Source organism: Collimonas sp. GW821-FHT07E08, assembly GCF_059418905.1.
Genome location: NZ_JBWKQR010000021.1, coordinates 1 through 15,789 on the forward strand (window position 1 = coordinate 1; position 15,789 = coordinate 15,789).

The 15,789-nt window shown below is 57.1% G+C and carries 14 protein-coding genes; all 14 read left to right on the top strand.

The features are described 5' to 3' along the window. The first annotated feature begins 237 nt into the window (after positions 1-237). The 14 genes from AC07RZ_RS21745 to AC07RZ_RS21810 all read left to right on the top strand — a co-directional run bounded on the left by AC07RZ_RS21745 (position 238) and on the right by AC07RZ_RS21810 (position 15,707). Positions 238-1,956 carry a ShlB/FhaC/HecB family hemolysin secretion/activation protein gene (locus AC07RZ_RS21745; protein ID WP_494669550.1) on the top strand — a complete coding sequence of 573 codons (1,719 nt, stop codon included), beginning with the start codon at positions 238-240 and terminating at the stop codon, positions 1,954-1,956. A gap of 553 nt (positions 1,957-2,509) precedes the next feature. Next, positions 2,510-2,683, top strand: a complete 174-nt coding sequence (locus AC07RZ_RS21750) for a Flp family type IVb pilin (RefSeq protein WP_342831428.1) — start codon at positions 2,510-2,512, stop codon at positions 2,681-2,683. Positions 2,684-2,750: 67 nt separating this feature from the next. Continuing rightward, positions 2,751-3,287 (top strand): A24 family peptidase, encoded by a 537-nt coding sequence (locus tag AC07RZ_RS21755; protein ID WP_494669551.1) that lies wholly within the window; start codon positions 2,751-2,753, stop codon positions 3,285-3,287. Between the two features lie 82 nt (positions 3,288-3,369). Further along, positions 3,370-3,855: a TadE/TadG family type IV pilus assembly protein gene (locus tag AC07RZ_RS21760; protein ID WP_494669552.1), complete on the top strand. Its 486-nt coding sequence runs from the start codon at positions 3,370-3,372 to the stop codon at positions 3,853-3,855. A gap of 155 nt (positions 3,856-4,010) precedes the next feature. Continuing rightward, the gene (cpaB, locus tag AC07RZ_RS21765; RefSeq protein ID WP_494669553.1) at positions 4,011-4,997 is read left to right on the top strand and encodes a Flp pilus assembly protein CpaB; all 987 of its coding nucleotides are present in this window, start codon (positions 4,011-4,013) and stop codon (positions 4,995-4,997) included. Between the two features lie 55 nt (positions 4,998-5,052). After that, positions 5,053-6,360, top strand: coding sequence for a type II and III secretion system protein family protein (locus AC07RZ_RS21770; RefSeq protein ID WP_494669554.1), 1,308 nt, complete (start codon positions 5,053-5,055; stop codon positions 6,358-6,360). A gap of 21 nt (positions 6,361-6,381) precedes the next feature. Next, positions 6,382-7,686 (top strand): CpaE/TadZ family protein, encoded by a 1,305-nt coding sequence (locus AC07RZ_RS21775; protein ID WP_494669555.1) that lies wholly within the window; start codon positions 6,382-6,384, stop codon positions 7,684-7,686. Between the two features lie 97 nt (positions 7,687-7,783). Next, the gene (locus AC07RZ_RS21780; RefSeq protein ID WP_144742391.1) at positions 7,784-9,142 is read left to right on the top strand and encodes a TadA family conjugal transfer-associated ATPase; all 1,359 of its coding nucleotides are present in this window, start codon (positions 7,784-7,786) and stop codon (positions 9,140-9,142) included. Positions 9,143-9,144: 2 nt separating this feature from the next. Beyond that, positions 9,145-10,074, top strand: a complete 930-nt coding sequence (locus tag AC07RZ_RS21785) for a type II secretion system F family protein (protein ID WP_494669556.1) — start codon at positions 9,145-9,147, stop codon at positions 10,072-10,074. Between the two features lie 39 nt (positions 10,075-10,113). Beyond that, the gene (locus tag AC07RZ_RS21790; RefSeq protein WP_494669557.1) at positions 10,114-11,070 is read left to right on the top strand and encodes a type II secretion system F family protein; all 957 of its coding nucleotides are present in this window, start codon (positions 10,114-10,116) and stop codon (positions 11,068-11,070) included. Beyond that, entirely contained in the window at positions 11,067-11,972 is a 906-nt protein-coding gene (locus tag AC07RZ_RS21795; protein WP_494669558.1) for a tetratricopeptide repeat protein, read from the top strand. The genes AC07RZ_RS21790 and AC07RZ_RS21795 overlap by 4 nt, the downstream gene beginning before the upstream one ends. A gap of 38 nt (positions 11,973-12,010) precedes the next feature. Then, entirely contained in the window at positions 12,011-12,457 is a 447-nt protein-coding gene (locus tag AC07RZ_RS21800; RefSeq protein ID WP_494669559.1) for a DUF3613 domain-containing protein, read from the top strand. Between the two features lie 43 nt (positions 12,458-12,500). After that, positions 12,501-14,198, top strand: a complete 1,698-nt coding sequence (locus AC07RZ_RS21805; protein ID WP_494669560.1) for a TadG family pilus assembly protein — start codon at positions 12,501-12,503, stop codon at positions 14,196-14,198. Positions 14,199-14,339: 141 nt separating this feature from the next. Continuing rightward, positions 14,340-15,707, top strand: coding sequence for a sigma 54-interacting transcriptional regulator (locus tag AC07RZ_RS21810; RefSeq protein WP_494669561.1), 1,368 nt, complete (start codon positions 14,340-14,342; stop codon positions 15,705-15,707). Positions 15,708-15,789 lie beyond the last annotated feature (82 nt).

Sequence of the window (15,789 nt, forward strand, 5' to 3'; positions counted from 1 at the left end):
AAATACAAAACGCCCGATGCGGTGCATCGGGCGTCTCTGTTGCAATAAAACCTGTCAACCTATTTTAGGACTGGACATCATGCGGCAAAACAGCAAGGCTGTACAGAGGCGAAATGGCAACGTACGCAACAACAAAATAGTTGCACAGGATGAATTATTGCCGTAATTTAACAGTGACTTCAGGTCCCGATGAATAGACAGGTTTTGCCGTCGATAACGAACGAGAGCCGTAGCCGCATGCAATTATCCAAATCGAAGTGCTACCGCCGCGCCGCGGTAATCATGGCCAGCGGCGCTTGTTGGCTCACCACGTCGTATCCATTGCCGGCACACGCCGATGCGCGCAGCCCGGTGCAAGGCAACCCGATCGATACCTTGCCCAAGGCAGAGGCGCCGCCAACCGCGCCTGTGACCATCAATATCCAGACCCAGGCAGTCGATCCTGCGTTGCAAAATCTGCTGGCCAGCCATCTGACGCCGTCGCGTTTCCAGATTGCCGGCGTCAAGACGCTGCCGTTTGAACAGGTAGCCGCGCTGTTCGCGCCGCTGGCCAACCGTGACACCACCGTCGCCGAATTGCTGGCAGCCGCCAACAAAGTCACGCAGATGTACCAGGACCAGGGTTATCCGCTTTCCTTCGCCTTCATCCCGGCCCAGAGTTTCGAGGGCAACGTGGTGGTGGTCACGGTGGTCGAGGGCTACGTCAAGAATGTCAAGGTCGAAGGCAATCCCGGCGGCAGCGAAGAGCGCCTGAAGCGGGTTGCCGAACAGCTGCAGCAGGAACGGCCGCTGCGGCGCGCCACTTTTGAACGGGTGGCCGGCATTCTCAGTTTGCAGCCGGGCGTCAAGATTGTCGCCAGCGTGGCGCCGCCCACCACGACCGATGGCGCCGCCGATATGGTGCTGACGGTGACGCGGCGACCTGTTACCGTCGGCGTTGGGGCCGATTACCGGCAGCCTGGCATCCGCGGTTTGCTGACAGCCAGCGCCAACGGCTTGACGCCGCTGGGCGAGCAGGTGACCGTCAGTACATTGCAGCCGAGCGGGCCGCAGGATGAAAAATATTATGCGATCAATTATGTCCAGCCGATCGGCACCGATGGCTTGCTGGCCAGGCTGAACTGGTCCGACTATCGCGCCAAGCCGGAAAATTCGGCGCTGGAAAGCATCCAGTTCCAGGCCCGCTACCAAACCAAAACCGTACGCACCGGCGGCTCGCTCAGTTATCCGGTAATCCTCGATAACACGCATAACCTGACTGTCACCGGCGGTGCTTATGCCGCTGAAAATACCCAGGTGTATACCCGTTCGGTGCCGGTCACGCCGATGTCGATTCAGCTTAGTTCGCAGGTGCGGGTATTGAGCGCCGAGGTCGCCTGGACCGATGTCAAGACCAGTCCGGAAAAACTGCAGCAGACGCGCCAGTTGAATGTCGGCGTATATAAAGGCGTGGACGCGCTCGGCGCCAAGCGCGAGAACAGCAATGTCGACCTGGGCTTCACCAGGGTCACGGTGCAGGCAGCGCAATCGAACCAGCTGCCAGGGGGCTTCGGCGTCGCAGTGGCGGTCGGCACGCAATACAGCAGCAATATCCTGCCGACCTCCGAGCAGATCGGCTTCGGCGGCAAGCTGTTCGGCCTCGCGTATCCGGCCGGCGAACTGGCAGGCGACAAGGGCTGGGGCATATCAGCTGAAATCAATCGCCGGTTCCCCATGAGCTACACCTATCTGAAGTCGGTGCAGCCATATTTTCTGGTGGATCATTCCCGAATTTATTCGAATGCGGGTCCTTTGATCCACGACACGTTGGGTTCTGTTGCGCTGGGGGTACGCTTTTCGGACGGCCGTTATTACACCCTTGACCTGTCGCTGGCAAAGCCGGTGGCGGACGTTCCTGTCAATTCCAGCTCGAGATCGCCACGTGTGAATGCGAGCTATTCGTATCAGCTGGATTAAATTTCGCGACGCCTCGGCTGGATTGAATCTCGGGTCGCATACCACCGCCGCTTTTTTTTTCGGCTTGGACCGATTTACTGTCCATGTTCATAACGACTCCAACATCAAGGAAGTACCGCGCATCTGTCGCTAAAAGCCGTGGTTCTATGCACTGATCCATGGTGTGCGGTTGTGTGCAAAAGTGGTAAGACCAATCTGTATTTTTATGATGAACAAGATTGTAAAAAGTGCATGCTGACAATCGGAATTTTAGCTTGCTCAAAAGTAATTATTGGTTGCCTTGGTGTAACTATTATTTTCATAATGCAAAATGCTATTTCAAGCCAAAACCTTGTTTTCCCTATGAAGAACCGACTAGAGGAATTGCTCTAAGAATATGTTTCTTAAAGGAAAAATTTATCTTGAGGTAATTTTTAATCGGGGCTATGCTGATACCGCGTAGTCTGAATTCAGAGGGTTTGATTTGCGGCTGAATGTGGAGTCGTTCGACCGCGGATTGTTGCGCAAAAAGGCCGCAGATTTAATGAGGTATGTGCTTTTTCAGGAGATCACAATGAACGCCAAATTAATGAAATTTCTTCGGGATGAAGATGGGGTTACTGCAATCGAATATGGTCTGATTGCAGGGTTGGTCGCAGTAGCGATCATTGTCGCGGTTACTCTCCTGGGCACCGATTTATCGCGGTTGTTCAACAACATAGCCGGTAGATTACCAATTGGCACTTAATTCCAGCCTGACAGAACACCATGAGCTGTCCAATTAGCCGCCGCTGCTAATTGGACAAAGAAAACAAATGCCGGATTTAAGTTTGTTGCCACTATTTTTGCTGTTTTGCGCTGCAATTTTTTCATACGATTGTTTATTTCGCCGCGTTCCTAACAAATTCTTGTTGATCGCGATTGCGGTACAGCTAGGATTTTTTTTGTGGCTGGGTAAAGGCTTGAACGGTATCGGCTGGTTGAATGCTTTATCTGGTTTCGCGGTCGGATTGGCGTTTTTCTTGCCGTTGTATGCATTGCGGGCGATGGCGGCGGGTGATGTCAAATTTTTTGCCGTGCTTGGTTTCCTGCTTGGACCAGGAGCATTGTTGCCAGCCTTCCTGATTGCTTCTTTGATTGCAGGAGCCCACGCAGCGGTGATGTATGCCTCGCGTTCGGGAATGGTGCCTCGCATGCAGTTGATTGCGATGCGCGTGACGCGCTGGCCATTGTGCCAGCGACTACTGGAAAAACGCGGCAAACGTGTGGGAATTCCTTATGCAGCGTACTTGGCATTAGCCGGGGCTTGGATAGGGGTGCATGGCGCTGGGATAGTGCCAGGGTTTACCTGAGTTCTTGTTTGCATCATGCATGCCGGCATGACAGGTGTTGGCGATGCACTGATCGTATCAGCAGTAAAGATCGGGAGCAGGGATGTATTACAAATATAAAGATACGGCCCGTCCCGGGAGGGCATCGGGAGTAGGACACACCGATCAGTGCGGTGTTGCAGCCATAGAATTTGCTTTGGTTTTTCCAGTGCTTTTTGTGCTGCTGTACGGAATCATTACCTATGTACTGATTTTCCTGGCCCAGCAATCTTTGGCGCTGGCAGCGGAAGAAGGCGCGCGCGCTGCGCTGCGCTACACCACTGCGGATCGCGGCGCGATTGCCTGCAACACCGCGACTCAGCTTGTCAAATGGCTAGGTAGCAATGGCAATGGCGATCCGATTGCCACTTGCGTTCCGACCGGCCCCGTCGTGTGTGCATTCCCTGCGGGCACCAGCGCGCAATGCATCACGGTCAAAGTCTCATACCCATATAGCACTCAGCCCTTGGTGCCGCTGCTGCTAGGACCGCTCATGAATGTTGCGATACCCGCCACGTTAGCGAGTTCTGCCACGGTGCAAATTAATTGAGAAAGCCGTTGACGACGATTATTTATTTACTGTCCACAACATTACCGGTATCGCGTCAGTGAGTGGATAGCTTAGTGCTCTCGTTGACGAAAATGTGATGTGGCATGGAAGCATTTTGAACTTCTCTCTGTTCGAATAGGCATCGACGACACCCTATGAATAACCTTACAAAAATTGTTGCAGCAATATTGGTAGTGGCTGCTCTCGGTTTGGCGTTTGTAGCTTGGTGGCTAGGCAGCCGCCCGCCGCCGACGATTTCCGCGGCGCCTGCATCAATCGCCAAGAATGCCAGCCAGTATGAGGTTGTAGTGGCAGCACGGGCGTTGGTTGCGGGCAAAGCAATCGGTACCGACGATATCAGCCTGGTGGCCCTTCCGATCAATCCGGCCGGCGCGTACAGCCAGGCCAGTTCGGTGGTCGGCAAGGTTCCTTTGATTGACATCGGCGCCGGTACGCCGATTACCGAAAGCGGCCTGGCCAGCGGCCTGGCAGTGAAGCTGGCTGATGGCGAGCGGGCTGTGGCAATTCCAGTCGATGAGATTGTCGGCGCCGGCAACCGTGTTCAGGCGGGTGATTATGTCGATGTATTTTTCACGCTCAAGCAAGGCCAGGATAGCGAAAAGACGCAATCGCGCTTATTGATGTCGCGCCTGCATGTGCTGTCATACGGGGCTGCGGTGATCGGTACCGCTGGCGGCAGCGGCGGAGCGACGCCGCCTCAGCAGGCGCCGCAGACAAGCCAGCCGGCACAGGCGCAGGCTCAGCCAGTTGCCCGGACCGCAGTGTTGGCGACGCCGGTAGCGGATGTCAATCGCCTGCTGCTGGCAACCCAGAATGGCAAACTGATGCTGGCGCTGCGTAATCCTAGCGACGAAGCAATTCCGGATCTGGCGCTGTTTCCATCCCCAGCCACCGTGCTGGCAGGCAAACGAGAGCTCACACGCGATCAGCAAGACGCGTTGAAGCTACCGGACAACCAGGCATTTGCCGGTATCGAAATGAACGGACTGGCTGGCGATTCCAGATCGCCGGCGAGCTATAAGGCGGCCGTCGCGCCACGAACCGGGGGAACACGCGGCGCCAATATTCCCGGCACAGTTGAGGTCATCCGTGGCACCCAGCGGGAGTCGGTAGCTTTCTGACGCGAGAAGTTTTTCAATGACGGGCTTATATCAATAACAGGATTGACCGCAACTCATGAAAATTCACGAACTAGCCCTGCCATTGCTGTTAAGCGCGAGTGCAATCCCAGTCCTTTCCATGGCCGCTACTGCGGATATCACGCTCGCCATGCACGAACAGCAAAACCTGCCGGTTGCAGGTACGCTGGAACGCATTGCGATAGCTGATCCGGAAGTGGCGGATGTATTGATGGTGCGTGGTTCCGGCGGCAAAAATGGCAGCGTGATCCTGGTCGGGAAAAAAGCCGGCGTCACCACCGTGACGGCATGGGCCAAGGGCATGCCGGCCAATACATGGAGGGTGACGGTACAAGGCGACCTGCAGGCGGCTGTGGCCGGGCAAGGCGGAGCCGACGTGAAGGTGCGTGGCGCTGCCAGCGTGATCAGCGGACAGGCGCCGTCGCTTCTGGACCATATAAAAAGCAGCGCTGCCGCTGCGGACGCGGCAGGCAAGGGTAAGGTGCTGGATATCTCGACCATCGATAGCGGCAACGTGGTGCAGATCGATGTCAAGATCGTCGAATTCAGCAAATCGGTATTGAAGGAAGTCGGTTTCGATTTCGGGCTGCTGGTGAACCGCGGCAATTTCAGTTTTAACCTGGGCAGCAATCTCGCTTCCAACGGCGGGCTAACCTCGGCATCGTCAGCATTCGGTTTGTTGACCAAATTCAGCCGAGGCAGTTACAGCTTGAGCAGCAACTTGCGCCTGATTGAAGGCAACGGCATGGCGCGCGTGCTGGCGGAGCCATCGCTGACAGCGCTTTCCGGCCAAAGTGCGAGTTTCCTGGCCGGCGGCGAACTGCCTATTCCGCAGTCCGGCGGCCTTGGCACCACCACGATCGTCTACAAACCTTTCGGGATCGGCCTGACTGTTTCGCCGACCATATTGGCGAAAGGCCGGATCGCTCTCAAGGTCGCACCGGAAGCAAGCGATGTCGACTATACCAAGGTCGTCATCACAGACACCGTATCCGTGCCGTCGATTAATACCCGGCGTGCAGATACGACGGTCGAGTTGGGCGACGGCGAAAGCTTCATCATCGGCGGCCTGGTTTCACGCACTACGCTATCCAATGTCAAAAAAATTCCACTGCTGGGTGATTTACCTATCATCGGCAGTTTCTTCCGTAACCTGAGTTATACCCAGGACGAAAAGGAACTGGTGATCATCGTCACTCCACACATAGTCCAGCCAATAGCAAAAAATGTGCCGCTGCCATTGCCTGGCGAAGCCGAGGAACGCCGCAATACCGCTGGCACTGCGTGGGGAAGTTATCTGCTAGGAGGAGCGAGCCGCGACGAATTGCCGGGATTTTCAAAGTAAGCGCCCAATTTCTTGGATCACATGATGAATGCTCGTAACAAGGCTTTGAATGAACTGACGGCGCTTAGCCGTTTCGTCTTCTGTTCGCGCAACAGCACGCAAGCAGAATGGCTGGGTGCGGCCCTTGGCAAATGGGGCACGCTATTGCAGGAAAAAGCCGATGTAGCAGAATTGCTGTCGCGCATAGTGGAGCTCAATCCTTTGCTGGTGCTGCTGGATTTCTCGGGTATCGAGCAAGTAAGCGACCACGCCGGTGTCCTGTCGCTTGACTCTCTGGGCACAACCGCGCATGCAACCGAATTGGCGCGCGCCCTGAGTAAAACCCTCCCGACTTTGCCTTTGGTGGCGGTCGGTTCCATGGCGTTTCCCGAAGGGACGATTGCAGCCTTGCGTGCAGGCGTCAGCGATTTCATCGACGTCAGCGCTTCCGAGGATGAAGCGCGCGATGTGGTGCAGCGGGTGCTGGCCAAGGCTGCTGCGCGCGCCCCGGCGCCGGTCAAGCGCGGCCAGCTGGTGACCTTGCTCGGCGTACGTTCGGGTATCGGCACCAGCACATTGGCAGCGCACCTGGCGGACATGATCCAGCTGCGCAACACCAGCCACGGCGGCAAGCGGAATTCGACCGACAGCCGGGTCGCATTGCTGGACCTGGGCTTGCCGGCCGGGGACGGCAAGCTGTACCTGAGCGCTAACGGCAATTTCGATTTCGCCGAAGCGGTGCGCAACCTGCGCCGTCTTGACGAGACCCTGGTGCATACCGCGCTGCCGCGCAGCCCTGGCGGCGTTACCGTGATTTCCCTGCCGCACAGCCTGAGCGAAATGCGCACGGTGTCGCACCACGATGCACTGGCCTTGCTGGATCGGCTGCGCCTGTACTTTGACGTACTGATCGCCGACCTCGGCGGCTTCACCAATCATGAATTCATCGCCAACCTGACCGGCGCCGCCGACCAGGTATGGCTGGTGACCGACCAAAGCGTCGGCGCCCTGGTATCGCTGGCGGGCACTTTGCAGGAACTGAACGGCCGCCATCCCGACGACGGCAAGCGCCACCTGGTGGTGAACCGTTACGACGACCGTTTCGGCATGGCGGCGAGCCAGATTGCCGAGCGTTTCAAATTGCCCTTGCTGGCGACTTTGCCGGAACGTACGCTGAAGCTGACCTCCAGCGCCAACCGCGGCAAGCTGCTGCATGAAGTCGCTCCGCACGATACTTACGTCAAAGCTGTGGACGGCTTGATCGATGGCTTGCTCAGCCATGACGAGACGGCAGCGCACAAACATGGAGTGGGACGCTGGCTACCGAAAATTTTATTGCGAAAATAAACAAGCCGATTTAGCTACGATGCACGCCGCTGTCTGAGAGCCTGGCCAGGAAAAGACAGGAAAAGGCGGCCCCTGATGAAAGACGGGAGAAACGAACGTGAGTAACCAGATTGAATTTGCCGACGACGATCAAGCGTTTACAAACACCCAGGAATTCCAGGATATCAAGACGGCGGCCTACGATCATCTGCTGACGCGGATTGAAGAGCTGGGGGCGGAATTCGGCCGCTGGTCGCGCAGCGCGATCCAGCAATTCGTCAATCTGGACGTCGACGGTTTTGTCCGCCTGCAGCGCATTCCCTTGAATGAAGCCGAAGTACGGCAGATCGCCGACGCCCTGACCAAGGAACTGGCGGGCCTGGGGCCGCTGGAAGACCTGCTGGCCGACATGACAGTCGAAGATATCCTGATCAACGGTTACAACGACGTGTTTGTTTCGCGCCACGGCGTATTGCAGCGTGAGACGCTGCGCTTTACCGACAACGCCCATCTGCTGCGCATCGTCAGGCGCATCCTGGCGCCGCTGGGACGCCGGCTGGATGAGTCGAATCCGATGGTCGACGCCCGCTTGCCCGACGGCGGCCGGCTCAACGTGGTGATCGAACCGTTGTCGGTGGATGGGCCAATGGTGTCGATCCGGAAATTCCGCAAGGAGCCGCTGAAACCTACCGACCTGCTCAATCTCGGCACCATGAATGAGGAAATATATTCGCTGCTGGATAATGCGGTCAAAGCCCGTTGCAATATCCTGGTCTCGGGCGGCACCAGCTCCGGTAAAACTTCGTTGTTGAATGCGCTGGCATTTTTCATTCCGGAGAATGAACGCGTGGTGACGGTGGAAGACACTGCCGAACTGTCGCTCAACCATCCGCACGTGGTGCGCCTGGAATCGCGCCTGGGCGGCTTCGAAGGCAGCGGCGCTGTCAGTATCCGCGACCTGATCCGCAATAGCCTGCGGATGCGGCCGGACCGGATTATTGTCGGCGAGGTGCGCGGCGCCGAAGTATTGGAAATGCTGCAAGCCATGAATACCGGCCATGACGGCTCGATGGGAACAATCCACGCCAATACGCCGCGCGAATGCTTGTACCGGATCGAAATGCTGGCAGGGTTTGCCGGCTTCCAGGGAAGTGAAAGCAGCCTCAGGCGGCAAATTGCCGGCGCCCTTGATTTCATTGTGCAGATCGGCCGGCTCTCCAATGGCCGCCGCCGCATCGTCTCGATTACCGAAGTCACCGGCATGGGCGACAACATTATCACCCTGCAGGAACTGTATCGGCATGAAAGCTATATCGGACCGGATGGTGAAGAAGCGGATCGCTGGATATCGCTTGGTATTTTCCCGCACGCGCCAAAACTGCAGCGCCAACGCCAGCTTGGCCAGCAAAGCACCGGCAGTCCGAATACAGGTGGTCTCGGCCATGGTTCGACAGGTGGCCAGCCGGGGAGGCGCTAGTCATGCATATCGCTCTTTGGCTGCTTGCTGCTGCGCTGCTATTGACCGGTACCGGTCTTTGGCTGTGGCAGCGCGCGCAGCAACGCTCTCAGCAGGACGTCAGCGCTGCATTCGTGAACCGGCAGCTGCAAGGAATGCAGCTGGTCCAGAAGGAACCGCAGGATGCGAACCAGATCGCGCCGCAACTGCAAGTGTCGATAGAAGCCTTGCGCCATTTCTTCTTGCGCGCAGGGATCCAGCATCCAAGCGGCAAACTGTACGTCCAGCTGCTGGTCCCGGGAATCTGCCTGACGCTGCTGGCATTGATATTGGGCGGCGCATTGTCGGCAATCGGAACGCTGCTGTTATATACGATACTGGTCTATTTTTATTTCTGGCTGCGGACAGCCAAATTGCAGCGGACCATGGTGCGGCAATTGCCGGGGTTCCTCGATACCCTGGTGCGCCTGGTCACAATAGGCAACAGTATCGGCTCGGCCTTTCAGACCGGTATCTTGAGCACTGAGGGGGCGTTGCGGGTGATACTGGACCGTGCAAACCGACAGGTGCAGGCCGGCGTTGAGCTGGAACATGCGTTGCGTTTGCAAGCTGCGATTTACCGATTCAAGGAACTGGATCTGGTCGCTGCCGTGATTGGTGTGTCGACTCGCTTCGGCGGACGCTCGGACCTGGTCCTGGAACGCATGGCAGCTTTCATGCGCGACCTGGAGCATGCACAGAATGAATTGATTTCGCTTTCTGCCGAAATTCGTTTGTCGGCTTGGATCATGGGCATCTTGCCGATCGCTATCGGTATTTTCCTGATCATTTTTAACAATAATATGTTTGCAAGCATGTGGCAGGACCCGATCGGGAAAAAAATGCTGATTGGCGCCGTCGTGCTCGAGGTGGTCGGCGGCTACGGCCTGTATCGACTGGCAAAAACGGTGTAGCAGGTAATGCTGCTAAGCGTTACATGAAGCGGGGATAAAGTGAATTCGACACAATATACGTTGATCATCCTGGCGGTCCTGCTGCTGGCCGCAGCCTTGTTGTTGATGGGAGGAGCGCTGTTGGCGAGAGCGTGGCGGCTCAAACGCAATCTGGCCACAATTGATGAAAAGATCGCATCCCATGACCGTCCGGCTGCCAGCGCCAATATCGGTGCCAAGCCGGCATCCTGGCGCGACCGGCTGGTGGCGGTCAGCGCCGGCTGGCTTGATACGCCGGTAGGACGTCAGCTGGTGGCGGAAGAAGACCGCCATCTGTTGGATCAATGCAATGTCAATGACGTGCGTGGTAAATCCTTGTTTTTTCTGGCGCGAGCAGTGCTTGCAGTCAGCTTGCCTCTGCTTGGGTTTTTTCTGATTCCTCGCGGCGGATGGCTTTCGGTGCTGCTGATTCTTTTTTTTGGCGTTGCCCTGGGCCATATGCTGCCGAAATGGATCATGCGGAGCGTCGCGCTCAAGCGCCAGCGGCTGGCGGCCGAGGAATTGCCTTTGCTGATTGACTTGCTGCGCTTATTGCAAGGCGTGGGTTTGTCGGTCGACCAGAGCCTGCATGTGATTGAAAACGAATTCGGAAATGTGCTCACGGTGTTAGGTGAAGAATTGGCGATCGCCAGCCGCCAATACAGCACGGGACGGAGCAGGGAGCAATCGATGCGGCGCTTTTCGACGGTGTTCGACAATGAGGATTTGCACGCGGTTTCGCGCCTGCTGGTGCAGGTGGAACATCACGGCGGCGCGGTGCAGGAACCGCTCAAGCAGTTTAGCGAACGGATCCGCGAGCAGCGCAAGCTGGACATGAGAGAAAAGATCGGAAAGCTGACAGTGAAGATGACAGGAGTCATGGTGATGACCTTGCTGCCGGGATTGCTGGTGATTACCGGCGGCGTTGGGTTCCTGGCGGTGATCAGGGCTCTGTCGAGAATGGGAGCAAATACATGACGATTTTCGATATGCGCCCGGACACCGGTAGCCGCGGGGCACGGCGGCCGGCTTGCCCGGCCTGGTTTTCACCGTTCGCCATTGCATTGGTCGCGGTGTTGGCTGGCGGTTGCGCAAGCAATTCTGCCAAGTTGTATGCGCAACAGAATGAAGCGGCGCAGTTGCGGCAGCAGGCGGAAGAGAAGGCGCCCACACCCGATAACAAGGGCATGTACCTGGGTTTGATACGGCAGATGCAGGAGCAGGGCATGTATTTTGCCTCGCTGGCGCACATCGATGCCTACGAGCAGCAAAACGGCAGTACGCCGGAAGTCCAGCGCTTGCGTGCCGACGCATTGCGCGAAACCAGCCAGGCAGCTGCAGCGGAAGTGGCATATCGCAAGTTGCTGAATACGCCGGAGGCGGGGGCGGCCTGGCACGGATTGGGCCTGCTGGCGGCACAGAACAGCGATTACGGGAATGCGATCACATCGCTGCGGGAAGCGGTAAAGCGTGAGCCGACCAATCCCGTGATGCTGAGCGATCTTGGTTACGCAATGCTGCGCAGCGGAGATTTCGCCGCCGCCCGCGTGCCGTTGGCGCAAGCTGCAGAACTGGCGCCTGACAATCGCAAGATGATAGGTAATTTGGCGCTGTTGCTGCTGGTTTCAGGCGATGCAGAAAGAGCGCGTGCCGTAATGGACAAGGCCAACCTGTCCATGGATAGCCGCGCGGCCATATATCGCCTGGCCGCGGAAATCGGACAGCGGCAGCCGGCAGTCGTGGCGGTGCAGGATGCTGCCGGGGGCGCGAAAATCGTCGGGAGCGGTTCTGCAGCAACGGCCGGGAAAAAAACAAATCCGGTGCAGCTGCCGGCGACGCCGTTCCAATCGATGCTGGACCGGTTTGGCAACGGCGGCTGAAAGTCATGCAATTTAATTTTTGCTCAAGAGGTCGGCAAATGAAAGCACAGGGAACTATCGGTCAATACATGCTGTTTGTCGGTTCTGCACTGCTGCTAAGCGCGGGAGTGTCGAGTACATGGGCACAGAATATGTCGCCGCTTACAGGCAAATTGCTGCAAGATCCTGCCGCCAGGCCAGCCCCAGGAGTCTCTGCAGCCGCCAGCGCGCCTACAGCGATTCAGCCAGCGGCGGCTGCAACGCAGGCTGCTGCTCCTGTCCGGCAGCCAGAGACACCGGCATCGACAGAGCCGGAAGCCAGGATACGCGTCGGCGACGTCACGCATGCCCTGTTGCAGGCGCAAGCCGATGGACGCGTGGCAGGTCCGCGTTTACCTATGCTGGGCGCGACAGCCGATGCTAGTTGGGCGCGTTATATGGATAGTTTTAAACATCCACTGCCGGAGTTTTTTGAAAACAAAGTATCGAAGAACACGTCGAATTAATCATTCCAATACGGATAACCAACCCAAATCAACAGCGACCTGCATGAATGCATTTCTCGGCACCATGGTTGGCCATTCCGTTGGCGCGAACGCGCGGCAGCGTGGGAAACATCACCATAGCGGTTCCATCATAGTGATGGTGGCGATTTTTTTATCAATTGTATTTATTCTAGCGTCGTCGATTGACATCGGATATGTGTTTTATATGAAACGCGACTTGCAAAAAACCGCTGACCTGGCGGCATTGGCCGGCGCATTGCAACTGAGCACTACGCCTCCAGCCGGCAATCCCACGACATGCGCGGCAACCGACACGGCTGTGCTGGCTGCCATAGGGAATGCTCAGGCCAACGGTTTTGCGACTGCGGCCCCTAACGTGATGTCAGATTCCATTACCGTCACCTGTGGCCGCTGGGATCCGGTTGTCAATGTGGCGCAGGCGCCAAATTATTTTGCGGCCCCTATTGCAGGAGCCAAGCTGAATGCAGTGAAGGTGGTTGTGGTGCAGACCGTGCCAGCGTTTTTTGGTTTGGGCTCGCGCACTATCAGCGGGCAGGCGATTGCTTCGGGCGGTAGTCCCTATGCGACCTTCTCTCTTGGCACGGGGCTGCTTTCCGTGTGCAGCGGCGCCAGCCCGTTGCTCAATCCCTTGGTCAACGGTCTTTTGGGCAGTAACGTGTGTTTAAGTGCGGCGACTTACAACGGGCTGGTTGGATCGCAGGTTTCGTTGCTGCAAATCATAAACAATCTGGGTTTGAATGTAGGTACTCTCGATCAGGTATTGAATACCCAGGTAACCTTGGCGCAGCTGATAAATGCGACCGTCCAGGCTCTGTCGCCGGCGCAGATGGCGAACATAAATATTGCCGAGCTGGCAAATTTGACCACTGGGGCATTAGGCGGGACTCTGCTGAAACTCGGAGACATTCTGAACGTCAACGCTACAGACGGGATTGCGGCCTTAAGTGCGCAAATCAATGTGCTGGATCTGATAAATGTTGGGACCTTGCAAGTCGCTAACAAGAATAACCTGATAAATCTGGGCGCGAATATCGATCTCGGTGCGTTAGGACAAGTCGGGTTGCAATTAAAGCTGATCGAGCCGCCGCAGATGGGAGTCGGCGGGGTCGGCGCGACGGCTACGTCGGCGCAAGTGCGGCTGGCGCTCAATGTGAATGCTTTGTTAGGCCTGGTTAATCTTCCTCTTTTCATCGATGTCGCTCCGGGGCAGGCCCAACTCCAAAGCCTGCAATGTACTGCACCGAAAAACGCGACATTCAAGATAACGACAGGTGTGGCAGAAGTTTGCCTGGCAAATGGACAGACTGGCATGGGCGCGCCATTTTCATGTCCCGACGTGTCCAAGCCCGCGAACCAGGTCGCGGTTTTACCCTTGGTCAGTCTCGGCATCAATGCGTCGCTGACCAGCCCAGATACAAACGCAACCTTATATCCGCCGCCTCCTGCTGGTGTGCCTCCTGATGGCCCTAGCAGTAAGCTTGTCGGTTCTTCTTTGGGCGCGATCCTGGGAGGAATTCTCCAGCCGGGAACTTTTGTTTTCGGTGGGCTCCTGAGCCTGCTGAATCCGCTGCTTATTACCTTAGGTGCAGTGCTGAATCCGGTATTGGGAGCTGTCGGTGCTTTGCTCGATACGACTTTCTCGTTGCTGGGCCTGGGTGTTGGGCAGAGTACGCTCAACTTATCGTCAATCAGCTGCGGTGATGTGAAACTGGTTTATTAAAAACAAAATATCAATTGATGGAAACGATGTGATTAATACCCACGAACGACTGGTTGAAATCCGCGATTTATTAGCACGTCACGGCGCATCGACAGTAACGATCCAACCAGCCTTGCGCGAAGGTGACTGAAAGAGTTGACCATGCAAAACAAACCTTTGCAAGAAAGTCTCGACATCTACGTATGGGAAGGCAGTTCGGATATTGCCGACCGGATTTCGCAATGCCTGGCGAGTTTCGATATCGAGGTGATCCGGGCCGACGGCATGGCGGTGACGCGCGACCAGGTAGCGTCGCGGCCGTCGCTCGCGGTGATTTCGGTAACGGTGATCGAGCACGCCGAGTTTTCCGCCGACGCCTGGCAAAAATCGCATGGCATGCCGGTGATCTGGGTGGCCGAAGTAGGGCGCGCCGCCAATCCGCGTGTGTATCCGGTCGAGTACTCGCATATCCTGATGCTTGACTTCACCTGCGCCGAGCTGCGCAAGCTGGTGTTCCGCCTGGCGTCCGAGCTGCACGCCAGCGCCAACGCCGATCGCGCGCCGCAGCCGCTGATTGCGCAATCTGAAAGCATGCAGGCGCTGGTGGCGGAGGCGGAAGCTTTTGCCGATTGCGAATCCAGCGTGCTGATCGTCGGCGAGACCGGCGTCGGCAAGGAGCGCATCGCACAGCTTTTGCACCAGCGCCATGGGCGTTACCGCCACGGGCCGTTTGTCGCCGTCAATTGCGGCGCCATTCCGGACGGCTTGTTCGAGTCGCTGTTTTTCGGCCATGCCAAAGGCGCGTTCACCGGCGCGCTGCTGGCGCACAAAGGTTATTTTGAACAGGCCGACGGCGGCACCTTGTTCCTCGACGAGATCGGCGACTTGCCCTTGTACCAGCAGGTCAAGCTGCTGCGCGTGCTGGAACAGAGCACCGTCACCAGGCTCGGCTCGCAAACCGAGGTCAAGCTGGATTTCCGGCTGGTGGCGGCGACCAATCGCAACTTGCGCGAACAGGTGCAGCAAGACATGTTTCGCGCCGACCTGTATTACCGGCTGGCGGTGATCGAGCTGCGCGTGCCTAACCTGGAAGAGCGCGGCAGGATCGACAAGATTGCGATTTTCAATACCTTGCTGGCGCAGACCTACGAGCAAATCCCGCCGCCGCCGGACTGGCTGCTGGAGCTGGTGGCGGCGGCAAAATTTGCCGGCAACGTGCGCGAGCTGCGCAATGTGGCGGAGCGGGTCGGCATCATCTATCGCCAGCTGGGCGTCTGGGACCGGGTCCGCATCGACCGGGTGTTCGACAAGCTCGGCACCATGGAGCGGGTCAATGAAGGCAATGACCTGACCGCGGTGCGCAAGAAATGGGACCTGGCCGAGCGCAGCCGGATTCTTTCGGTGCTGGACGCCAACGGCTGGCGGCGCCAGGATACCGCGCATGCGCTTGGCATCAGCCGTAAAGTACTGTGGGAAAAAATGCGCAAATTCCAGATCGCCGATACGGAAGCGGTCGGCGAGGCCGAATAGTTTGTCAAGGACGAGTATTAAAACAACAACAATAATGCTTCGGGTAAAAACAATGCCCAGCAACAACAGGATTGCAGATAAA

What these genes read in the sequence shown, in the direction of transcription:
- AC07RZ_RS21745 (WP_494669550.1), top strand. Translation starts at nt 238, where the DNA reads ATGCAATTATCCAAATCGAAGTGCTACCGCCGCGCCGCGGTAATCATG.
- AC07RZ_RS21750 (WP_342831428.1), top strand. Translation starts at nt 2,510, where the DNA reads ATGAACGCCAAATTAATGAAATTTCTTCGGGATGAAGATGGGGTTACT.
- AC07RZ_RS21755 (WP_494669551.1), top strand. Translation starts at nt 2,751, where the DNA reads ATGCCGGATTTAAGTTTGTTGCCACTATTTTTGCTGTTTTGCGCTGCA.
- AC07RZ_RS21760 (WP_494669552.1), top strand. Translation starts at nt 3,370, where the DNA reads ATGTATTACAAATATAAAGATACGGCCCGTCCCGGGAGGGCATCGGGA.
- cpaB (WP_494669553.1), top strand. Translation starts at nt 4,011, where the DNA reads ATGAATAACCTTACAAAAATTGTTGCAGCAATATTGGTAGTGGCTGCT.
- AC07RZ_RS21770 (WP_494669554.1), top strand. Translation starts at nt 5,053, where the DNA reads ATGAAAATTCACGAACTAGCCCTGCCATTGCTGTTAAGCGCGAGTGCA.
- AC07RZ_RS21775 (WP_494669555.1), top strand. Translation starts at nt 6,382, where the DNA reads ATGATGAATGCTCGTAACAAGGCTTTGAATGAACTGACGGCGCTTAGC.
- AC07RZ_RS21785 (WP_494669556.1), top strand. Translation starts at nt 9,145, where the DNA reads ATGCATATCGCTCTTTGGCTGCTTGCTGCTGCGCTGCTATTGACCGGT.
- AC07RZ_RS21795 (WP_494669558.1), top strand. Translation starts at nt 11,067, where the DNA reads ATGACGATTTTCGATATGCGCCCGGACACCGGTAGCCGCGGGGCACGG.
- AC07RZ_RS21800 (WP_494669559.1), top strand. Translation starts at nt 12,011, where the DNA reads ATGAAAGCACAGGGAACTATCGGTCAATACATGCTGTTTGTCGGTTCT.
- AC07RZ_RS21805 (WP_494669560.1), top strand. Translation starts at nt 12,501, where the DNA reads ATGAATGCATTTCTCGGCACCATGGTTGGCCATTCCGTTGGCGCGAAC.
- AC07RZ_RS21810 (WP_494669561.1), top strand. Translation starts at nt 14,340, where the DNA reads ATGCAAAACAAACCTTTGCAAGAAAGTCTCGACATCTACGTATGGGAA.